Source organism: Vibrio sp. V30_P3S12P165, from assembly GCF_009904905.1.
Taxonomy (GTDB): Bacteria; Pseudomonadota; Gammaproteobacteria; order Enterobacterales; family Vibrionaceae; genus Vibrio; species Vibrio fujianensis.
The window spans coordinates 1-21,548 of the sequence record NZ_WXWH01000005.1; the positions used below are offsets into that span (position 1 = coordinate 1).

General features: G+C 43.8%; 14 protein-coding genes. 2 read left to right on the forward strand and 12 right to left on the reverse strand.

Annotation, left to right across the window (positions count from 1 at the left end):
- Positions 1–278 precede the first annotated feature (278 nt).
- The gene (gene leuE, locus CAG57_RS00785; protein WP_099611759.1) at positions 279–920 is read left to right on the forward strand and encodes a leucine efflux protein LeuE; all 642 of its coding nucleotides are present in this window, start codon (positions 279–281) and stop codon (positions 918–920) included.
- Between the two features lie 65 nt (positions 921–985).
- On the opposite strand, the gene CAG57_RS00790 is transcribed toward leuE, so the two are convergent.
- The 6 genes from CAG57_RS00790 to CAG57_RS00815 form a co-directional block, all read right to left on the reverse strand.
- A complete protein-coding gene (locus CAG57_RS00790) occupies positions 986–1,564 on the reverse strand; it encodes a TorD/DmsD family molecular chaperone (RefSeq protein WP_099611758.1) in 579 nt (192 codons plus the stop codon).
- A gap of 179 nt (positions 1,565–1,743) precedes the next feature.
- Entirely contained in the window at positions 1,744–2,556 is an 813-nt protein-coding gene (locus CAG57_RS00795; RefSeq protein WP_099611757.1) for a dimethyl sulfoxide reductase anchor subunit family protein, read from the reverse strand.
- A 3-nt stretch (positions 2,557–2,559) separates the two neighbouring features.
- Positions 2,560–3,177, reverse strand: coding sequence for a DMSO/selenate family reductase complex B subunit (locus CAG57_RS00800; RefSeq protein WP_099611756.1), 618 nt, complete (start codon positions 3,175–3,177; stop codon positions 2,560–2,562).
- Between the two features lie 11 nt (positions 3,178–3,188).
- Positions 3,189–5,624 carry a DMSO/selenate family reductase complex A subunit gene (locus CAG57_RS00805; protein ID WP_161428056.1) on the reverse strand — a complete coding sequence of 812 codons (2,436 nt, stop codon included), beginning with the start codon at positions 5,622–5,624 and terminating at the stop codon, positions 3,189–3,191.
- A 140-nt stretch (positions 5,625–5,764) separates the two neighbouring features.
- Positions 5,765–6,277 (reverse strand): ferredoxin-type protein NapF, encoded by a 513-nt coding sequence (gene napF / locus CAG57_RS00810; protein WP_161428059.1) that lies wholly within the window; start codon positions 6,275–6,277, stop codon positions 5,765–5,767.
- A 122-nt stretch (positions 6,278–6,399) separates the two neighbouring features.
- Positions 6,400–7,968, reverse strand: coding sequence for a sensor domain-containing diguanylate cyclase (locus tag CAG57_RS00815; protein ID WP_161431036.1), 1,569 nt, complete (start codon positions 7,966–7,968; stop codon positions 6,400–6,402).
- A gap of 422 nt (positions 7,969–8,390) precedes the next feature.
- Here CAG57_RS00815 and CAG57_RS00820 point away from each other — a divergent pair, with 422 nt between their 5' ends.
- Positions 8,391–9,806, forward strand: coding sequence for a tetratricopeptide repeat protein (locus CAG57_RS00820; RefSeq protein ID WP_099611753.1), 1,416 nt, complete (start codon positions 8,391–8,393; stop codon positions 9,804–9,806).
- A 96-nt stretch (positions 9,807–9,902) separates the two neighbouring features.
- Here the strand turns inward: CAG57_RS00820 and CAG57_RS00825 are convergent, their stop codons facing one another.
- From CAG57_RS00825 to CAG57_RS00850, 6 genes are all read right to left on the reverse strand, one after another.
- Complete coding sequence (locus tag CAG57_RS00825; protein ID WP_161427567.1) at positions 9,903–10,973, reverse strand: hypothetical protein; 1,071 nt, start codon at positions 10,971–10,973, stop codon at positions 9,903–9,905.
- Positions 10,974–11,305: 332 nt separating this feature from the next.
- Positions 11,306–13,033, reverse strand: coding sequence for an ABC transporter ATP-binding protein/permease (locus CAG57_RS00830; protein WP_161427566.1), 1,728 nt, complete (start codon positions 13,031–13,033; stop codon positions 11,306–11,308).
- A 53-nt stretch (positions 13,034–13,086) separates the two neighbouring features.
- Complete coding sequence (locus CAG57_RS00835) at positions 13,087–15,888, reverse strand: M16 family metallopeptidase (protein WP_099611750.1); 2,802 nt, start codon at positions 15,886–15,888, stop codon at positions 13,087–13,089.
- 53 nt (positions 15,889–15,941) lie between these two features.
- Positions 15,942–18,380 (reverse strand): TonB-dependent receptor, encoded by a 2,439-nt coding sequence (locus CAG57_RS00840; protein WP_161427565.1) that lies wholly within the window; start codon positions 18,378–18,380, stop codon positions 15,942–15,944.
- 365 nt (positions 18,381–18,745) lie between these two features.
- Complete coding sequence (glmS, locus tag CAG57_RS00845; RefSeq protein WP_161426939.1) at positions 18,746–20,578, reverse strand: glutamine--fructose-6-phosphate transaminase (isomerizing); 1,833 nt, start codon at positions 20,576–20,578, stop codon at positions 18,746–18,748.
- A 95-nt stretch (positions 20,579–20,673) separates the two neighbouring features.
- Complete coding sequence (locus CAG57_RS00850) at positions 20,674–21,435, reverse strand: DeoR/GlpR family DNA-binding transcription regulator (RefSeq protein ID WP_099611747.1); 762 nt, start codon at positions 21,433–21,435, stop codon at positions 20,674–20,676.
- Positions 21,436–21,548 lie beyond the last annotated feature (113 nt).

Here is a 21,548-nt window from a genome sequence, read left to right on the forward strand (position 1 = left end):
TTTTTATCCCCTATAATTACAAAAATACACAAACATATATTTCACAAAACATAAAACCCTTTATTATACACCCAAGCTCACTCCATTAAGACGACATTCAGTTTGAATGCCAACCAATCGGATATATAACATGAATGTATTGGCCTATTTTTTTGATCGCCGATACAGGATGAATGACCGATGTTGTTCACATCATTGATCATCGAACAATGGAAAACATGAGCTCATCGCACAGTGGTGTGCATTGACTTTATCGATGTTATTTTTGCGAGAGTGGTATGTTGGAAAATATCGGAATTGTGAACCTTTGGGCCTATTTGGTTGGTGTCTTTCTCATTGTGATCGTCCCCGGCCCTAACTCTATTTTTGTCTTAACGGCCAGTGCAAAACATGGAGTAAAAGGTGGCTATAAAGCGGCGCTTGGCGTATTTAGTGGCGATGCTTTATTGATTTTCCTCGCTTTTTTAGGTGTTGCAACACTGGTTAAAAACTCGCCCATTCTCTTTCATGTGATTCAATACATGGGGGCTGGGTATCTTTTCTATTTGGGTGCCAAAACCATCATCCGTAGTTTTCGTCAATGTGATCAAGCGACAGCACAAAATCAAGTTGGGAAAAAGAATCAAGGTATTTATCTAAAAGCTTTAGGGCTGAGTGTATTGAATCCGAAAATGATTATTTTCTATGTTTCTTTCTTTATTCAGTTCATCGATTTTAATGCTGAAAGTACTGGGCTCTCTTTTTTGGTTTTGGGTTCAATACTCGAGCTGTGCAGCATGCTCTATCTTTCCCTGTTGATTTTTGCGGGGTTTGGTATCACCAATAGAGTGAAACAAAATCAAAAACTAGCGAAATTGTCCAATACCTTCATTGGCTCGCTGTTTGTGCTCTTTGCTTTAAGATTGGCGCTCACCGCTTAATGTTTGCTGATGAAAGGCAATACAAACCTTTCATCACGATGCAAAGTGACCAATATTAACCACGTTTAGCATGACGTCATCATCACTGTTTGTGAGGGCGTGATGCTATTTGCCAACTCGTTTAAAAAACACTCAGCTAGGGTTGCCAAGCCATAATAAAAATCCCCCGCTGAGCAAGCTGATTTTAACTGCTGTAAATATTGCTCAGCCCACGGCAACAAATGATCAACGAATAACACTAACGCCGCATTCTCTTGATCTTGTTCAATAAAATGTGCCAACGCTAATAACATCAACCCAAAATGATCTTCTGGTTCATGGCTCGTCAATTGCACTTCTATACCGTTTTGGTGCAAAAAGCGACGATACGCTAATGTGCTCTCGCCCATGACGATGTGCTCGGGATCTAAATAGACCGAGCCCCACGGCGGCGCTGGCATATCACCGACCCCTTCAAATAAGAGGCTAAATTGATCTGAATCTGGTGCGGGTAATGCTTGGCACAAGGCGTTAATCTCTTCCGGCTTTTGCCAAGAAAAATAAGCCGCTAGATTGGGTAGATCTTGTTGGGCATATTGAGCCGGTTCACTATGAGGTGGATAATAAAATAAGCTACCTAAAACACGAGGGACCACAGCTAGCATAAGTTTTCCTTATTCACTAAAAATAACCAGCCTACCGCTTGTTCACATTCACGACGAAGCAGTAGACTGATTTTCGATTAACTCACTCTGCCGATAACCGGTATATCTAAACAACTTAGCGTTGCCGATACCAAGGAAATATTAGGGTCTGTTGACCCTCGGTTAATCGACCGTGACGATCACATGGTTATCCACCATAAATTATAAAACGTGATGCGTTCAGCAAGCTCACCGAGCAACACCAGCACTGCGCCACTGAGCAATAGCGGCGTCACTTGCTGTTTTTTTAGCCCACCAAGCCCAGCGAAGATAAGCGCAATCACCACCCCAGCAAGATAAATATACCAAAATATCATTTGCCCTTGCACAAGGTGAGGAACCGTTTCATTGAGAAATGTCATATAACCAGAGCGGGTCACTAAGGAAAGGAGCGCCCCAACCATCACCACAATGCTGCCTAACCGATAAACCCCGAGCGCTAAAGCCGCCATTCCGCCAGAAATGAGCACGGTTAACCACAAATGTAGCGCAGTGTAATGGGTGTTCCACGCTGGGACGGTTTCCAATTGATACACTTGGGTAATCGACCAAGCAAATGCCAAGCCAAGTAACACCGCCACACCGTTAATCCATTGATGTTGGGTGTTGGTCATGGTGAATTGAAAACGGGTTTTCAGCCATGTACGAACACGAGGAATACCCAGTGCTACCGTTAACAATGCACTACCAAAATAGAGACCACTGAGCACAATTTCATTGCTCATGGGCGAACGTAGCAGGCCAAACAATAAGTTAAACGCCCGTTGTGGCTGGCCCATGTGTAAGCCGCCAATTGCCATACCTATCGCAAATAGAATTAACCCGATGAAATTAATTCTATGCTGTTGAGTGGCAGTGATTTGCCCCATAAGACCGGCGATAAAAGCCAGTAACATCATACCAACCGCTGTCTGGCCTAAGACGGTAAAAAAGACTAAAGGTAATTCATGCATCGTTTAGACCTCTGATGGATTTTGAATAGCGCCCGTGGTATCACCCGACATTCGTGCATCGGCATGAGCTTTAATCACTAAGCTGGGCTTGGTTAAGCGTGGATCTGGCAGTGGTGCAACGGCATTGGTATTGCCATATTTGGCCCGCAAGATCTCAATTTCATCAAAATCAAGTGCTCGTTGAGGACACGATTCGACACAAACGGGTTTTAATCCTTGCGCTACCCGCTCATAACAACCATCACACTTCGACATCACTTTCTTCTGTTCATCGAACTGAGGGGCACCGTAAGGACAGCGCATTTCACAATAGCGACAACCGATACATACATCTTGATCGACCACCACTAAGCCATCTTCTGAGCGCTTATGCATCGCTCCGGTTGGACAACCTTTGACGCAGGCAGGATCTGCACAGTGGTTGCAAGAAATCGACAAATAGTAATTAAAGGTATCTTGCTTCCACGCATTGCCTACTTTTTGCCAATCACCGCCACCATATTCATAAACGCGGCGATATTTTGGGCCCACTTCTAGCGCCTTCTCATCTTTACAACTGATTTGGCAAGTTTTACAGCCAGTACACTTTGATGAGTCGACAAAAAAGCCGTATTGTTTCATTTAAAATCTCCTCAGATGCGCTTAACGTCGACCAAATTTGTGTGTTGTGGGTTACCTTTAGCCAATGCTGTTGGCCGTAATGAGGTAAGCCGGTTGATACAACCACCAACATCAACGCCTTCTTTATTGGTCTTCGCCCATGCGCCTTCTGGCATAGCCGTAACTCCAGGCATGATCCGCGGTGAAACCTTGGCTTTAATTCTTAGTCGGCCTCGATCATTAAAGACTTCGACAAAATCATCTGTCTTAATCCCTCGGGCCTGCGCATCAATGGGGTTCATCCAAAGCACATCAGGAGCCGCTTCTTTCAATTGCGCCACAGACGAATACGTTGAATGACAATGCCCTTTAGTATGAAAACCCGTCATCTGCAATGGGTATTTACTTAACTGCGCTTTGTCTTCAATACCTTCTACCGCTGGCCAGTACTCTGGGATCGGTGAAATTTTATCGCCTGGTAATAGCTCCCACTGTGTCGCGAGCTCAGCGAGCGATTCTGAGTAAATTTCAATTTTACCTGATGGCGTTTTTAGTGGGTGTAACTGCGGATTATCGCGAAACTCTTTTAAAGCAATATGTTTACTGCTATCAGCGACGCGGCGATCAATCACTCCCATACCATCGGTTTCGGAAAATGGTGGAAGATGGGGCTCTTGTTTACGTACTTGGTTATACGCAAACTCAATCCATTCTTGGTAGGTGCGTCCTTCCGTAAAGGCCTCTTTGATGCCCATTTTTTCTGCAATTTCAGCCAATACATCATAAGTCGGACGATTTTCCCACATAGGTTCAATCGCTTTTTGTAAACGAACCAAATAATGATAGGAGCCCGATTGGTATGAGTTGTTGATCAACTCATCTGATTCTAGTGTCGAAACATCTGGCAATAATAAATCGGCATACTTCGCTGTCGCCGTCATGTGGTTATCCCATACCAGAATAAACTCGCACAAGGATTCATCGCGCAGCACTTTATCCACTTGGTTTAGGTTCGAGTGCTGATTTCCGGTCATATTCGAGGCATAGTTCCAGAGAAACTTAACGTTAGTGGCTAATCGATCACGACCTTTGACGTAATCTTTTTTCGCTGTCATTTCTGTGCCACGGGTAATCGCATCTAACCAGCTAAAACAAGGAATGGAAACTTTTACTGGGTTAGCAATGGCAAGGCCAGCTAATGGATAATTAACACTCCCTCCCCAAGTCCCAATGTTAGTACCAGGGCGGCCAAACTGTCCGGTCATAATCGGTAGCATCATAATGGCACGAGAGGCATGTTCACCATTTTGAGTCCGTTGCACACCCCAGCCTTGAGAAATCCACGCTGCTTTCGCGCCAGCAATTTCACGCGCCAGCTCACGAATACGCTGTGCTGGAATTTCCGTTAATGCTTCAGCCCACTCGGGTGTTTTTTCTGTTTTATCTTCACCCAAACCTAAAATATACGATTTATAAGAAGCATTCGCCGGGGCACTCGCTGGCAACGTTTCTTCACTCCAACCGACCGTATATTGATTAAGCATTGCTTCATCAAGCAAATTTTCTTTGATCAACGTATGTCCAATCGCAGCCACTAACGCCGCATCGGTTCCCGGACGGATAGGTAGCCATTCGGCATTAAAGGCGGTAACACTGTCGGTACGGCGAGGATCAATCAAAATAACCCGGGCACCACTTTGCTCTAGCGCATGATAAATTTCGGCAATTTGCCCACCACCCGACATGCGAGTTTCCGCCAAGTTTTGGCCAAACATCACCACTAAATCAGAGTGTCTGATTTCAGAAAATAACGTTTGTTGCTCAGTGCCATAAATATTACCGGCTTGACCAAAAACGAACGGCTGAATTCGGTTTAATTGCGCTTCAGAATATGTGTTATGCATATCCAAAAAGCCCCCGGCTAAATTTAGCAGCCGTTTACAGGTATTACGACCTTGTAAGTTCGCACCGGTTGTACCACTGCCATATTGATAATAAATCGCTTCATTACCATACGTGCTAATGACCCGTTTTAACTCATTTGCCACAATAGTGGTTGCTTCATCCCAACTGATCCGTTTAAATTTTCCTTCACCACGCGCGCCAATGCGCTTCATGGGGTATTTTAAGCGATCGGGGTTATAGGTGCGAAAACGAGCCGAACGGCCACGTAGACAAGGACGAATTTGATGCTGTCCAAAAATGGCTTCATTAACACCATCTTCAGGTGATATTTTTACCGCCACACCATCACGGACATGAACTTTAAACGGACAACGACTGCCACAGTTCACTAAACACGCGCTATAGCGGATCTGCTCTTCGCTTGGGGATGATTCACTTTTCGCTGCGAGTGCATTAAATGGCAAGCTAATTGAACTGGCGGCCACCGCAACGCCAGAAGCCGCGGCTGAGCTTTGAATAAACTCGCGGCGTGTAAATAGTTTTTTTATTATTGATGTGGACATAGACCCTCCAGTATGTGAGTCTATTATCAATAACAGTGGCTATTTTCTCCTATGATCCCCATCAATTAAAGAGAGATTACCGGTAACATTGGCCAAAAAACCGAATTAATCACTAATAAAAATCATTATTGTTACCCATTTCACACTCTGATGTTCCAGCTTATAGCACTGGCAGGACAAGCCGCTCGACACTGCCCACAACCATTGCACAAGGCAGAGTCTACTGTTGGTTTTTGGTCTGGTAAGCATTGAATCGCTTGGCTCGGGCATTGCTCGACACAAAGTTCACAATAGCCAAATAAACGACTCTGGCACGCATGAGAAAAGGTCGGTAATAATTCGGTTTGAGTCGCAGGCTGCAAAGCGCCTGTCGGACACGCCTTGGCACACTCACCACAGAGCTGGCAATGGTGATAATCCACACATAACTCTGGCCATTGATCGTGGCATTGAATCACAGAATTAGGGCAAGCCTCAGCACACAAACCACAACCATCACATACTTCACGAAACAGCCCTTCGGCAAGTGCACCAGGGGGACGAGGAATGGTACGTTTTGGTAAGTGATCAGCTTCTTGGTAGGCTGACTTACCACGAGCCAGCATATTACGAAAAAGATCACGTCGACTAACATTACGGGGAGCATCACTCATAATAAACGGTCTTAAGTGCAAACAACACCTTCATAATAGCTTGAAAAAAAGCAAAGCAAAATACACCTTTCACTGCTCGCTTAGCTCAAATAACAGATCGAGCCACTTAATCAATAAGGCGGCTATATAGCTTCGACTCGATTACGGCCATTTTTTTTGGCTTGATAAAGTGCGATATCCGCTCTTTTGATGGTTTCTTCAATCGAATTTTCTGATTGTTCTTGCCAAAAAGAAATCCCCATAGAGACCGTCAAGTACCCCACTTGGGTAAATCGATGAGTCGCAATCGTTCTGCGTAAACGCTCCGCGCTGTCTTGGCTATCAACCAAAGAACGGTGAGGAAGTATGATGAGAAATTCTTCGCCACCTAATCGATAAATACTCGCTTCATCTGGCCAGTAAGCTTTCATAAGCTCGGCGATTTCTATCAAAACCTGATCGCCTGCATCATGCCCATAGCGATCATTGACTTTTTTAAAGAAATCGATATCAAGAAACACAAAAGATAAAGGGTAAGGAGCCAACGCAATAGAGGCGAGTTCTTTTTCTAATCTTCGCCGATTAAACAGTTGCGTCATGGGATCGGTTAAACTGTCTGAGTGCAGTTGCATTATCGTATCGGACATTAAACTAAAGGTTCGGATAAACGTCGCGGTTAGCTGCTGAGCCTCAAAATACCACGGGCTTATTTTTTTCAATTCTAAAGCCGCATCCTCTTTGTCCTCAAAGTGGTTTACTAGGCGAGATAATTGCCACAGTGGCTTAGCAATATAAGTGGCTGCAAACCAAATACTGGCTAATGTAGCGATACCAATAGGAAGAGAAGTGAGAACAACATTCCACATTTGTTGGTTCAAACTTTCCAACGTTCGTACTTTCGGGCGTTGTACAATCACCCCCCAACCGCTCAAATTAACTGGAGCGTATCCAGTCAACATCTCGATATTTTGACTATTCGTCACTAACCTTCCGCCGCTAATACCTTGTGACACCAAATTTATCGCGGCATTATTCTCAATGACTTCTCCAATCCGAGCTTTCTCAGGATGAGAAATCAATGTTCGGTTTTTATCGACAATATACAGGTATGAGCCATCTCGATAGGCATGATCACCCAATAAACGGGTTAAAAAGTTCATTTTTTCCAAGTAAATATTGCCAGCGATATAACCAAGATAGTGCTGTTGATCATCAAAGATAGGCAATGAAATGCTGATCAGATAGTTACCGGCAGGAGAAATGAATGGATCGGTAATGAGTGGAACTCGGGCATTGAGTGATTGTAACTCTCGCTCTTGACTTAATTTAACCCCTTTAATTCTTATCGTTTCTGGCGCAATAGCAGCTATCACACCGTCGGCACTCACCACGACAACTGAATTAAATAAGTCAGATTGCTCTTTTACTCGCTTAACCTCAACCATGAGGTCGGAATCTGTAGCCATTTTATCTTTTAAAATCAAGCTACTATACTCTAACTGCTTGAGTGTATCTGCAAGAAAGCTGTCTGCAATATCAGACATTTTCTTGGCATACACTCGATTTGATTCAATGGTTTGGTTAATCAGTAGTTCTTTTTGAACATGGTAAGTAGAATAAAATAAATTGACAAAAGTAATCGCCACCCCTAACACGCAAAGTAATAAAATCAGCTTCTGAAGATTTAAATGGCTTTTACTCGTGATGTTCATCGATTCACTTTATCTCATGATACTCATGGCAATTGACGATCTGTACCCAAACAGCTTGGCTGTTGTCGCTAATTTATCATTAACTTAACCATTCAACCTAATTTTTATCTATACCCAAACAACTTGGAGTTGCAGGTAGGCGGCAAGTGAGTGAATCCCCATGAGCATAGACTGGCTATGTGATTGGGATGAAAGAACGTAGCCAACACCCCTGCAGCTTCAAGTAGGAAGGGTATATCCCTATATACCCAAACAACTTGGCGTTACAGGTAGGAAGGGTATAAACCGTACCGCTCATCAAGAGGAGTGTTCCTGTTTGCATGGAAAACCAATGAGCTAAAATAATGGCAAACATCTAATGATCTTGTCATACCTATTTAACTTAGATAGCATCCAAATGATAACCTCTTATTTTAAATATTATGATGCGAACACGAATTTTACCTCTTATTGCCATCGTATTTAGTCTCTTTTTTCTTATTGACTTACAGCGCGCTCCCTCAGAGGAGACGCCTTTAGACTATCAGCAAGTCAAAAGTCACGCAGAACAAGGCGATCGCAACGCGCAATATCAACTAGGTCTCATGTTGCTTGAGGGACAAAGCGTTGAAGCCGATCCAACCAAAGCATTGGACTGGTTTCATCAGGCTGCACAGCAGGGAGATCCGCAAGCACAATATCAGATAGCACGACAATTCCAACGCGAGTATGAGTCTACTCAGATGGTGGCGGACGCTAAGCAGGCCTTACAATGGCTCAAAAAGGCAGCGAATGGTGGCAGTAGCGCAGCACAAACAGAATTGGGGCGCTGGTATGTCAATGGCCTATATACAGAAGATTGGATTGTATGGGTTGATGTTGAAGCCGCGGAACAACTATTTCGACAAGCCATTGAGCAAGACAATAACGATGCACGTTATGAACTGGCACGTTTGCTAGAAGCGAATCCTAACCTAGTTCAAAAGGGTGACAAACTGGCTGATCTCTATCGACAACCGGCCGAAGCGGGCAATGCCGATGCACAATATCAGCTTGGGCGGTTGTACTTTGAAGGCAAGGGGGTCGGGAAAAATCACGACAACGCCTTGGAATGGATGCAAAAAGCAGCGCAGCAAAAACATGCCCATGCGGAGTTCGTTCTTGGGTCTTACGCTGAGCAGTCGGGACAAATACAAGAGGCGATAAACTACTACCAAAGGTCAGCGGAACAACAATTTGCGTCCGCACATGCAAAACTTGGCTTTATCTATTTTAATGGAGTCGGTATCGATAAAGACATCAAACAAGCGGAATTTCATCTGCGAGAAGGTACGCGTTTGGGGCATCAGACAGCTAAAAATTATCTAGTGCAGCTACTTGCTGAGCAAGGAGACGCGGAAAATCAATTCTATTATGGCCAGCAACTTAACAAAACCTTTCGACAACGAACCCGTAATGGCCAAACCGTGCCAGATATCTTTCAGCCTTTTACGTGGTATGAAAAATCGGCACTTCAAGGTTATGCACCGGCTCAAAATCTACTCGGTTTGCATTATACTTCCAGTGATCCAGAGCTATCATTCGAGTGGTACACCAAAGCCGCCCAACAAGGCTTTGGCCCCGCAATGTGGAATCTGTCGTTCCATTATGCTCGGGGCGAAAACGTCGAAAAAAATTGGGTTACGGGAAAAATGTTGCAGCTCGTTTCTGACCATCATCGGTCACATCAGGGTTCGTCTGGATTAGATCGGTTCAACCACTTAATAATTCCTGATACGGTTTTAACTCCATCACAATTAAACCAGGCAAAAACGTTAGCCAATCAGTGTATTGCGCGTAACTATGTAAACTGTTTCTAAGTAAGCTGTCTCTAACTTCGCTGTTAGACTAGAAAACCGGCATATATACCGAAACAACTTGGCGTTGCAGCACTGTTGCGACGGTATATGACCCTCTTAGCGAGTGATCTCCAACACCCGCCCGATGATTAACGCTGGCATACTGGTCAAGAATAGCAACTGTGCCAAATTTAACCATTCGCCAAAATTGCCAGGTGGACTGAAATAGAACAGCATTGCAAGCAACAAAGTGAGGTAGATTAACAAGGAAAACATAATCTGCTTGTAAGCTTGAGTGCGATTCTTCATCGTAGCAAAAGCAATAACGAACACCAATGTCGGAACTAAAATGCGGCTCAACATCGAGAGAAATCCAATATCGAAACTCGCCACCATGACATTCATCGCAGTAGTGATAATAAATGCACCAAGACCGGACAATACGATTCTTGGCCAACTCACCGTCACAGCATTATAGTGATTAAATAATGTTTCTAAGCGATGATCGAGTGAAGAAAATGTCGCTTTAATAACCTGCTTTATACTGCCACTTCGAATAGGAGTCGGAGTCCAGATATGCTCATGCAGAGCGTCAACGCAGACGTAATGAATGAAATTCCTATCCATACCCATACGCTTAGTGTTTTGTTTAGCAAAATGGCGCACATCATTATCGATTTCACCGAGCATAAGTACGGTGATGCTCACACTGTGCAAGTTGTTTTTACCTAACTCAAAACTTGCGACGACTTTTTGTCTTACGGCGTTCGCATACTGGATCAGTAATGCTTTATTGGGCCGTGGATAATTCGCGTCGGTGATTAGTATAATTTGGGTGTTTAATCCGTCAATTTTGACCAATATACGTTTAGCGTATTGCTGTAGTTCTCGCAATGCTGGAATAGCGATTTTATCCGGTGACCAAATGATCGCTTCCCCACGCTGAATCACTGACTGCGTTAACTCGCCACCCACAATAGGAAGACTTTCAAGATGCTGTTCTCGCTCATGAAGATAGGCCAAAAAATTCGCCTCCCAGCTATCCGGTTCACTTTGCTCGAGGCGACGCTGCCAATCCTCTTCATTGGGCAGATCCAAGTCATGCTGATCGGCATCGATCAACAAGGAAAAATTCTTCTCGACTAACAAACGATCGAGTACTGCACGTTCGAATATTGTTTTATTCATGATCATCCTCGTTGAACATTTAATTAACGTCACGCATTCACGCTAGGATGAATTTAATCGGCATAACTGACGATGCGCAACGTGCTCATTCTATAACAAACGTTCGAAAAAGAGTGCAACTGCCGACATACAAAAATGGAACTCACTGACGTTTACAGCTCAAAGCGCTCTCGATGGCTCTACCAGATTTAGCAAATTGGGTGATGCAGATTGATGGATCTGATGTTAAAAATAGGGCTTAACGACATCATCTGTCGTTAAGCCCATCAGAGCCACAGCATCAATCCGTGTCATTAATGTGTGTAATTGTTAATTATCATCACCTCGTTCAATCAAGCGAATACAGGGGTGTCCACGGTTTGCCTTGTTGGCCTAACCGGCTCTTCAAACTGAGGGGTTAAATCGAGGGTCTTCTGAAAAAGAGGGGCTAAATGGCGCTGATGGCTGACCATCAGAATGACGCTATTGGGTAACGTGTCACGTAACTTTTTAATCAGTAAATAAGCGGTTGGCTCATCCAAATTGCTGGTTGCTTCATCTAAAATCAACGTTTCTGGCTGCACCACAAAGGCTCGCGCTAAGGCTAATTTTTGTTGCTCGCCCCCAGACAATCGTGCTTGCCACTCTGCTTCTTCATCTAATTTTGATGATAAAAATTCCAACCCAACGGCTTCTAATGCCTTTATATAAGGCTGATTATCCGCTAACTCTGGATGTGGATAACTTAAACAGCTTCTCAAGGTTGAAGTGGGTAAGTACGGTTTTTGTGGCAAGAGCAATACGCCTGCTGGCTGAACTTGGTATTCTCCTTGGTAAAATGGCCATATTCCCGCTAAGGTGCGTAACAGTGTCGATTTACCTAACCCACTCGGCCCTTGGATCATCATTGATTCCCCCGCCGCCAGTTGTAAATCTAACTCAGAAAGCAGCGCTGAGCCGTCAGGGCGTAAGATCGAAAGTGCTTGGCAACGAATACCTTGACCTGGCTGTTGATGCAATGCAGGCCGGGAAGCATCAGTGGCTAAATGTTCACATCGCTCCATCGCTTCAACAAACTGCCCTAAGCGAGTCACCGTCGCACTCCAACGCGTGAGATCATCATAACGAAAAATAAACCAACTCAAAGAGGCATAAACCTTCATGAAAGCCATTTTTACCTGAAAGAGCCCACCGACAGTAATCACATTTGCCATCAATGCCGGTATAGCCGCAAAATAAGGTACCATTGCCGCTATTTGATGGTAAGTATTCACCACTAATCCGAGTTTCTTTTCACGCGCCATTAATGCTTTCCAGTTGAGTGCAATGTCGCTGAATCGTGAATCAAGCTGGGCTTTTTCTCGCTGCTGTCCTTTCATTAGTGCGATTTGTTCAGCACTGTCTCGACTACGCAATAAATTAGCACGAAAATTGGCTTCTCGTTTTTGTTGTTGATAGAACAGACGATGTAACTTATGCCCAAAAAAATGGGTCACTCCCGCACCAATCACAGAATAAAGTAAGGCTAACCATAATAAATACCCTGATAGTTGCACACCATCAAATAACGGTAAGAGAAAGTCGCCCGATAAACGCCATAAAATAACGCTAAAAGCACTCAAGGTCGCCACGCTTTTAACCAATCCAATGATTAAAGAAAGCGTGTCAGTCGTTAATAATTTGATATCTTCTGCGATGCGTTGATCTGGATTATCGGGTTCATCCCTTAGGGTAAGGTGGTAAATATTTTGTTGGCTGAGCCAACGACCGACAAACCGTTCCGTTAACCAAGTTCGCCAACGCAGCTCTACCCATTGTTGCAGCCATTTAGCGTATACTGTCATCACAACGACTAAGGCAACAATGCCGATAAACTTCAACAATAGATCATAAATAAGTGGCCCATCCAAGGCTGCTAAAGCGTCAAAAAATGCTTTATTCCAGCTATTGAGCTGTACCATCACCTGAACCAACAGCAAAGATAAAGCGATCGTGATCAGAAAAAGTAGCCAGCTAAGTACACTGGCTCGGCTCAACCAATACGGTTTTGCAATCATTAAAAACTGTTTAAAAATTAGCATAAATTCACCAGAATTAACGAGCGCTGGCCAACAGCGAGCGCTCGACCGAATGGCTAAATCGATGATTCAATATCGCTATCATTAGCAGGCACTAACAAGGCATCGATCCAGTTTGAGGTAGAAAATATCGTTTGAGCTAAAGCCGTTAAGCTCTCCGGCTCCACACCATCAATCCAAGATAAATAGTCTTCTACTGCGGTTAAACTCTCCCCGTAACGAGCTGCCGACTTAAGATAAGCAATCCGTTGTCGATCACTTAAATTATCAGCAACCAAGGCTTGTTTGGTTTGATGGATCACTCGCTGAAGCTCTTGCTTGGTCACGCCGTGCGTTTTTAGGCTTTCAATCTCTGCCAAAACTTGATCTTTTAACTCCTGACTTCGTTGAGGTTCATGGCTATAACTAATCATGCCAAAAGCTTGATTTCGATGACGATCAAATCGAATGGCAAAACGTACCGAATAAACCCCTCCCGCATCTTCGCGTAACGACTCTCGGAGACGATTACTGATGATACGACTTAATAAATAGGCTTGATCGGCTTGCTCAAGACGGTATTTCATCGGCTGATTGAACAATAAACTCGTGACAGCCATTGGCTCTTCACCAGCGGCAATCCTGATTTGATGACGCCCCTCCGCCAATGGTGGTAATGGAACTGGAAAGTAACGACGTGTTGAAGAAGGTAACGAACCGATATAACGCCTAGCCAGTTCAATGACTTGTTCTGGTTCTGCGTTACCAACAATCACCAGTTGATGACCTGCAGCACTGGCAAACAACTGCTGCCAAGCGGTTAAAAGATCATCGGTACTGATTTGGTGCAATTCATCCAAACTCAATGCTTGTAATTCAGGGTTATGTTGATAACGAATCGCATCAATCGCTGAATTAAATTGCCCGTGAGCACTGGTTAAACGGTTTTCGATACCTCGTTCAATCAATAATTTGCTCGATTGCCACAACGCTTCATCAACCTGTGGTTGTGTGATTTGCAGATGAATATTTTGTAACCAATTCTCTAATGAGTTCACATCAGAAGAGCCGATAAATCCATGACTGTCTTGGTTAACAAATGTCATGATTTTATTTGCGTAAGGAGCATTAAGCATCTTCAACTGTTGACTGTTTAATCCGGCATAGCCGAACCGGCCCATTTGGCGCAGTTGCATAGCAGGACGACGTAATGCATTGGGTAGATGCGCCGTTCCTCCCCAACCTCGATATTCGATGAGCAACTGGTTCGCGGTTTCTTCGCTTGCTTCAAACCATACTTGGCTGCCATTGTCGAGTTCCCACACGTGAACGCCGCTCTCTTCTCGGTGTGAGATAATTTTCGCAGGCTTAGGCGGAGAAGCCATCAATTGCGACCGGACAGTCACGACTTCTGTTGCTGCTGGTGGATTCGCTTTGGCAACTGTCCAAGCTTGATTTAAGCGCTGTTCTGAAGGCAGTTTATCTAAACTATCCGGATGAATTTGAGCAATCACAATCGGCTGTTGAGTGTGTACCATTTGCGCTAAATGCTGATTAATTTCAGAGACAAGAATGCTGTTAGCCAATAACTCAACCTGCTCAGCGTATTGATGATTATCTACTAAAGGTGATTGCGTTCGAAGACGATTAAACACTGACATCATCACGCGTCGATTCGTCGTATCGCGTAACGAGTCTGCCATTTGTTGATAGCGGCTAATCAAACTATAACGCACCGTATCTAAATCACTTTGACTGATCCCATGTTCGGCAAAACGGCTTAATTGACCAAACATTTCTTGCACGCTGGACTGGTAGTCATCGGTAGTCAACAGGGCCATCAGACGGTTATTACGATATCCGGTGGCGAGTGGGCGAGCCATAGCCATCATTTTACTGATATGTTGGCTCTCGATTTGATACTGCTCACTCAGGCGTTTATTAAGCGCCTGCATCGTTAATTCATTCAGTAATTGTGCACGTAACTCACTTTCTGTCCGAGGTTCTTTGGCTTGTTGCCTAAAGTTGAGTGATAACACTTCCGTGGTAATTTCACTGTCGGTGATAGTCTCAAGTTTTAGTTGGTTATCTAATGGCACACGAAGATCAGGCCGTTTAGGTAGTGTTTGTGGGGCCAATTTAGCAAAGTGACGAGCCAGCATGGCCTCGACTTGAGCCTGTTCTGTCGCTCCCACGACAATTAAAGTCATGTTATTGGGATGATACCAATCCTGCCAAAATGCTTTAATTCGACTGGCATCGACATGTCGTACAAGATCCATATCGCCAATCGGTTCACGATCACCAAATCGGCTGTGGTTAAGTAAAATTTGTCGATTCGCTTTACCTAAACGTGACATCATGGATAGGCCACTGCGCCACTCTTCCACCACAACAGGGCGTTCTTTCTCCAGTTCATCAGGATCAAACACCAATGCACTCGCTTGTTGTGCCAACATGTGGAAACCTTCATTCATCATTGATTCGGTATTATCCGGAAGATGAAGAAAATAAGATGTGGTGTAATATTCGGTCATGGCATTAACATCTCGCCCAAAGACCATGCCTAGTTTTTCTTGATGTTCTATCAGCGTATTGGCGGGATAATGTTGTGTGCCATTAAATGCCATATGTTCAACTAAATGAGCGATGCCTTTTTGATCATCCTCTTCATCTAATGATCCGGCATGAACGACCAGCTGTAGCGACACTCTATTTTCTGGTCGTGCATTTTTAACCAGAATGTATTGCAAGCCATTTGGTAGCTGACCTCGAATAAGATCACTGCGTTCTTTTAAAGGAGTATCGATTGGTTGAGGTGCTTGTTGACACCCCAAAAAAAATAAGCACGTTGTAATAACAATCAATAATTGTCGCATATTTATAACGGCGCGTTACCGCGCCGATTCCTTGTTCATCGCTAAGGGGGGCACTAATTACGTAAGCTGATATTGAACCAGACTTGTCTTCCTTGGTTGTAGTATTCGTTGGGAACCACATTGCCAAGCTGTATCCCGGAGGAAGAAATTACTTTTTGTGTGTTGAGTAAGTTTGTCGCACTCAATCCCAACACAAGATGGTTATTTAACTGTGTCGGTGTCCAATTGACTGACATATCCCAGGTCATTAAGTCATCGAGCGATTGGCTAACTAACGAGTTAACCGTTTCTGATTGACCGTTGATCTCAACCGTTTTCGTTCCCTCATGAGCCGTTGTTTTTTTGCCTTGTTGGTAGTTAATGCGGTTATTCCATACAACGCCTAAATTTCTCCAATGCATCATTAAATCAAGACTACTTTTAATTGGTGATTGGTAACCACTCACATCCATCGTACTGTAACGAATTAGCTCACCATCCAAGAGTACCCATTCATCCTGAAAACCCCCGCCTAAATCATTACTTTGATCATAATTAACTTTTACATCACCATAACCTCTTCTTCGATTATGGGCGATCTGCCAATGAGCATTAAACTCTCCCCCAATAAAGGCATAAGGACGAATGGTACTGATTTCTAAGCTGATGATTTGATCATCACTTTTTAGATTATTGTGTAACGTGGCCATCCCATCATTGGCATTTTTTGAATAGGTGATGCCATCTCGTTGCTTACGATAAACGTAAACAGTTTTCATCATAACGTTGCTGACATCTATCGCCCAAGAGGCACTTATTTCGTCCGCGTAAGGCACATCAGCATGGCGAAGAGACAAAGCATCCCCAGAGCTGGAAGAAAGACAAGTCAGATTGTCACTCCCAACATGGTTGTAGTTACCATCTAGTGGCGTACAATTTTTGTGAGCCGATTGATATTTATTTTGTTCGGCTTTTAAAGCCCAGCCGAGCAGATTAGTACTGTAGTAACGATTTGCTCCAAGCGTAATCCGGTTCGTTTGTTCAAGATCAAAATCCCAGCGAGTTGTGATACGTGGTGAAAACACCGTACGATCAAAACCACCAATACGATCAACACGTCCGCCAAGCTTCATGCCCCAACGGTGCCACTGCATATTATTCTCGGCGAATAAGCCGTAGTGTGCTTCCGAAACATGGTAGTCAGCCGCAGAGTAGCGCGTCAGTTTGGTAATTTTAGGATTACCAGGTACCATTTCTTGATATTGATACACCGTATGCTCATTAGGCCGTACGACTTGACCTTTTTGCTGGTTTAATTCAGCACCAAATGTAAAGAGGTGTTCTGTTTCGCCAAAATAGATAGGCGTCGCATAGAAGGTCGATTTTAATTGATAGCTGTCTTGCTCTTGGGTCAGATCACCATACCCCCCTTGGTTATAAGCAATAAGCTCACCATTTTCTCGCTTAAAAACCGATTTAAAGTAGTTGGCATCAGATGCACGCTCATCAACCAATCGATCATAGGCAAATGCGTTTTTCCATACCCCAAACTCTGACGCATGCTCTAACTTAAACGATCCCCCTATGCCTTGATGCTTATTGGTCGATTCACTATTTTCCTGCGCAGCTTTATCATTTAGTGCATCATTTATAAAATGATTACTTTGATGATACGCATAACGAAAATCAGTGGTTGCTTTCCAATTAGCCCGTTGCCAAATATGAGTGATGAATAAATTATTCATGCTTTGATCGACATCTTTACTATTCGCAAGTGGAATATCTGACTCTTGGCGGCTGATATTAAGCGCGAGTTGCTGGGTCTCACTAATCGCACCACTCATATGCAATGCATGCATGCGCTTTTGAAAGTTAGGCTGGTATTTCCCCGAACCATCAATAGGCGTTCCATACGAATCTTGAAAGTTTTTGCCTACCTTTTGTGCTGCATTCCAAGCACTATCATTCATACGGTAGCTATAATCGACGGTGAATTTCTCTTTTGGTTGACGCAGTTCAACATTAATGACACCGCCGGTAAATCCACCATGTTCGGCACTAATGTCATGGTCAAAAACTTCAACACTGTCAATTAACGTGGTATCAACAAAATAACCTGACGAGTGTCCTGAAGATAATTCAGTAGGAAGATCCGATTGATTAGCAAACGTCGTAATATTATTAACCCCAACGCCACCAATGGTATATTTTGTCTCGTGAGGTCTAGCTCCTGATAAGGATATTTCATCCGGCCTTAGTGTTCCCCCTTGCATCGACGTTTGAGCATCATTAATACCGATACGAGGCTGATGTTTTAATAATTCTGACAATGTCGGGTTTGTCTTCGGTAATTGCTCAAGCTCAATGTGCTCTAACGTTACCCCTGAACCCACTACAACCATCACTTCTTGAGCGGGAGGCGCTTCATCTTCAGCATATGCCGAAAATGAACTGCCATATAAAGATACAAAGATAGCCATCCCGATCGGAGATAGCCGATGATAAACATTCATAAATCCTACTGCTTTAATTCAAAATATAGAAAGATCAGTGAATTGGGGTACCCCCAGTCACACATCAAAGTTTATGATAATTATTATCATTAATATTAACTTTTAGTGATATTGGAAATCAAGCCCGTTATGGTAACTAGCGTGATTTGATTGAAGAAAAATTAATCAAAATCAATAAACCATATCATTAACAAGGTTATTAGCAGCAATTGGAGGCTAAAGACATCATTCAGATGGTTACTGACTAAGGGAATGATTGGGATGGATACTCTGGGTATGAGACATGAATGCAACAGTCAAAAACTGCCGTAAAAAAATGGCGGAACACTGAGGTTTACCACCATTTTTGAAATCAATATAAGCGGTTACTCAACCGTAACCGCTTTGGCTAGATTACGAGGTTGATCAACGTCAGTTCCTTTGATCAACGCAACATGATAAGAGAGTAATTGCATTGGTAAGGTATAGTAGATCGGAGCGGTAATTGCGCTGACCGATGGCATGGTAATGATCTTCATTGTCTCATCAGCTTCAAAACCAGCATCTTGATCAGCAAAAACATATAACAGCCCACCACGCGCTCGTACTTCTTCAATATTAGACTTCAGTTTTTCTAACAGATCATTGCTGGGCGCGACCACCACAACGGGCATGTCCGCATCTATCAAAGCTAATGGCCCATGTTTTAACTCACCAGCAGCATAAGCTTCCGCATGAATATAAGAGATTTCTTTGAGCTTCAATGAAGCTTCCAAGGCTATCGGATAAAATTCACCGCGCCCTAAAAAGAGCGTATGGTGCTTATCCGCAAAATCTTCTGCAATCGCTTCTATTTGTTTTTCGCAGGCAAGCGCTTGTTCTATTTGTTTTGGTAAGGCATGTAAAGCCTGCACAATCTCTGATTCTTGTTCGCTATCAATCACCTTTTTTTGCTTGCCAAGTGCCGTGACCAGCATAAGTAAAGCAGACAGTTGCGTGGTAAAAGCTTTGGTTGAGGCGACGCCAATTTCGATGCCCGCCCGAGTCATAAAGGCAAAATCAGATTCTCGTACCAGTGAAGAGCCTGCAACATTACAAATGGTCATTGCGGCCATGTAACCTTTTTCTTTGGCGAGACGTAACGCTGCCAAAGTATCTGCCGTTTCACCAGACTGAGACAGGGTAATCAATAGACTCTTCGGACGCGTGACAAATTTGCGGTAACGAAATTCAGAGGCAATCTCAACATCGCAACTAACTCCAGCAAGCGCCTCAAACCAATAGCGGGCCGTCATCCCTGCGTTGTAAGAGGTACCGCACGCCACAATTTGAACGTGTTCAACTTGACTTAAGATCTCTGCTGCATGTACTCCAATACTTTCGGTGATTACGGTATCGTGACTGATCCGCCCTTCCATTGTATTGAGTAAAGCGGTCGGCTGTTCGAAGATCTCTTTCTGCATAAAATGGCGATATTTGCCTTTATCTCCAGCGTCGTGCTCGGCATTAGATTCAATAATCTCGCGTACCACGGGTTCGCCATTAGCAGCAAAAACATTCACTTCTCGGCGGGTAACTTCAGCGACGTCCCCCTCTTCAAGAAACATAAAACGACGAGTCACGCTCAGCAGTGCCAATTGATCGGAGGCGAGGAAGTTTTCCCCAACACCAAAACCGATCACAATCGGGCTACCGGAACGAGCGACCGCGACTCGACTAGGATCGTTACGATCCAACACCACGGTGCCGTAAGCGCCTTCTAATTGTTTAACCGCTTTCTGTAATGCCTCAATTAACGTCTTTGATGTGCGACGCTCCCAATCAACTAAATGGGCGATCACTTCTGTATCCGTTTGTGATTCAAAAACATATCCTCGCTCACGTAAGCAATCGCGTAGCACTTGGTGATTCTCAATAATGCCATTATGAACGACCGCAATATCACCAGACATGTGAGGATGAGCATTAATCTCAGATGGCTCTCCATGGGTTGCCCAGCGAGTATGGGCGATTCCCGTTCCGCCAGAAACATGCGCCGCTTCTACAGCATCGGCTAACTCTTGTACTTTACCTAGGCGACGAATTCGAGTCAGTTGATTGTGTTCATCAACTACAACGACTCCTGCTGAGTCATAACCTCGATACTCCAACCGACGTAAACCTTCGACTAGAATCTCTGCTACATCTCGCTGCGCTACCGCACCCACAATTCCACACATAAAAACTCCATAATTGTTATTAATTTTTGATCGCTAGCCCCAGGCTGCAAGCAAAGGCCATTTAGCAGGCTAACGTCAAGGTAATAAGGCTTGATTTAAGCTCGAATCACTCGAACTTGATGAGATTCAATCTTTTTGGTGTATTCATCACTGAGATCACGATCAGTGACCAATACATCAATACGTTGCCAAGCCAGTTCCAAATTTGGGATTTTCCTTGCCACTTTATCGGACTCAACCATCACGATCACTTCTCGGGAAACATCCGCCATCACTTGGCTTAAGCCGGTTAATTCATTAAAGGTCGTGGTGCCACGCTCAAGATCAATACCATCCGCACCGATAAAAAGTTGATCAAAATCGTAAGAGCGCAGGACAGATTCAGCCACTTTGCCTTGAAAAGATTCAGAATGGGTATCCCAGGTTCCACCGGTCATAAGTAACGTCGGTTCACTTTCCAAGTCGTTGAGCGCGTTGGCGACATGCAATGAGTTAGTCATCACCACGAGACCTCGTTTGTCATTTAATTGCTGAATAAGCGCCGCCGTTGTGCTGCCGCTATCAATGACTATCCGATGATGATCTTTAATTAATTTTGCTGCCGCTTTCGCTAACGAAACCTTTCGAACCGAAACTTTTTCATTAAGTTCATCTGCCATCACCTCTTTAGGAAGAGCAATAGCACCACCATAGCGACGTAGGAGTAAACCATTCATCTCTAAAGACGCAAGATCCTTTCTAATGGTGACTTCTGATGTTTTAAATTGAGTAGACAATGCTTCGACACTCACCTCTCCTTGCTCGCTAACTAAGCAGGCAATGGCGTGTCGTCTTACTTGAGTATTTCGTTTAGACATGTTTTTAGATAAATAAAATTTCGATTCGAAACCAATTATAATCACTTCGAAACATAAACGTCTATTTATTTCGATCTAAAAAATTAATATTTAGCGCTAAAACCTTGTTCTAA

What these genes read in the sequence shown, in the direction of transcription:
- CAG57_RS00790 (WP_099611758.1), bottom strand. Translation starts at nt 1,564, where the DNA reads ATGCTAGCTGTGGTCCCTCGTGTTTTAGGTAGCTTATTTTATTATCCA.
- CAG57_RS00835 (WP_099611750.1), bottom strand. Translation starts at nt 15,888, where the DNA reads ATGCGACAATTATTGATTGTTATTACAACGTGCTTATTTTTTTTGGGG.
- CAG57_RS00805 (WP_161428056.1), bottom strand. Translation starts at nt 5,624, where the DNA reads ATGTCCACATCAATAATAAAAAAACTATTTACACGCCGCGAGTTTATT.
- CAG57_RS00840 (WP_161427565.1), bottom strand. Translation starts at nt 18,380, where the DNA reads ATGAATGTTTATCATCGGCTATCTCCGATCGGGATGGCTATCTTTGTA.
- CAG57_RS00825 (WP_161427567.1), bottom strand. Translation starts at nt 10,973, where the DNA reads ATGAATAAAACAATATTCGAACGTGCAGTACTCGATCGTTTGTTAGTC.
- CAG57_RS00795 (WP_099611757.1), bottom strand. Translation starts at nt 2,556, where the DNA reads ATGCATGAATTACCTTTAGTCTTTTTTACCGTCTTAGGCCAGACAGCG.
- CAG57_RS00800 (WP_099611756.1), bottom strand. Translation starts at nt 3,177, where the DNA reads ATGAAACAATACGGCTTTTTTGTCGACTCATCAAAGTGTACTGGCTGT.
- CAG57_RS00815 (WP_161431036.1), bottom strand. Translation starts at nt 7,968, where the DNA reads ATGAACATCACGAGTAAAAGCCATTTAAATCTTCAGAAGCTGATTTTA.
- CAG57_RS00850 (WP_099611747.1), bottom strand. Translation starts at nt 21,435, where the DNA reads ATGTCTAAACGAAATACTCAAGTAAGACGACACGCCATTGCCTGCTTA.
- glmS (WP_161426939.1), bottom strand. Translation starts at nt 20,578, where the DNA reads ATGTGTGGAATTGTGGGTGCGGTAGCGCAGCGAGATGTAGCAGAGATT.
- napF (WP_161428059.1), bottom strand. Translation starts at nt 6,277, where the DNA reads ATGAGTGATGCTCCCCGTAATGTTAGTCGACGTGATCTTTTTCGTAAT.
- CAG57_RS00820 (WP_099611753.1), top strand. Translation starts at nt 8,391, where the DNA reads ATGATGCGAACACGAATTTTACCTCTTATTGCCATCGTATTTAGTCTC.
- CAG57_RS00830 (WP_161427566.1), bottom strand. Translation starts at nt 13,033, where the DNA reads ATGCTAATTTTTAAACAGTTTTTAATGATTGCAAAACCGTATTGGTTG.
- leuE (WP_099611759.1), top strand. Translation starts at nt 279, where the DNA reads ATGTTGGAAAATATCGGAATTGTGAACCTTTGGGCCTATTTGGTTGGT.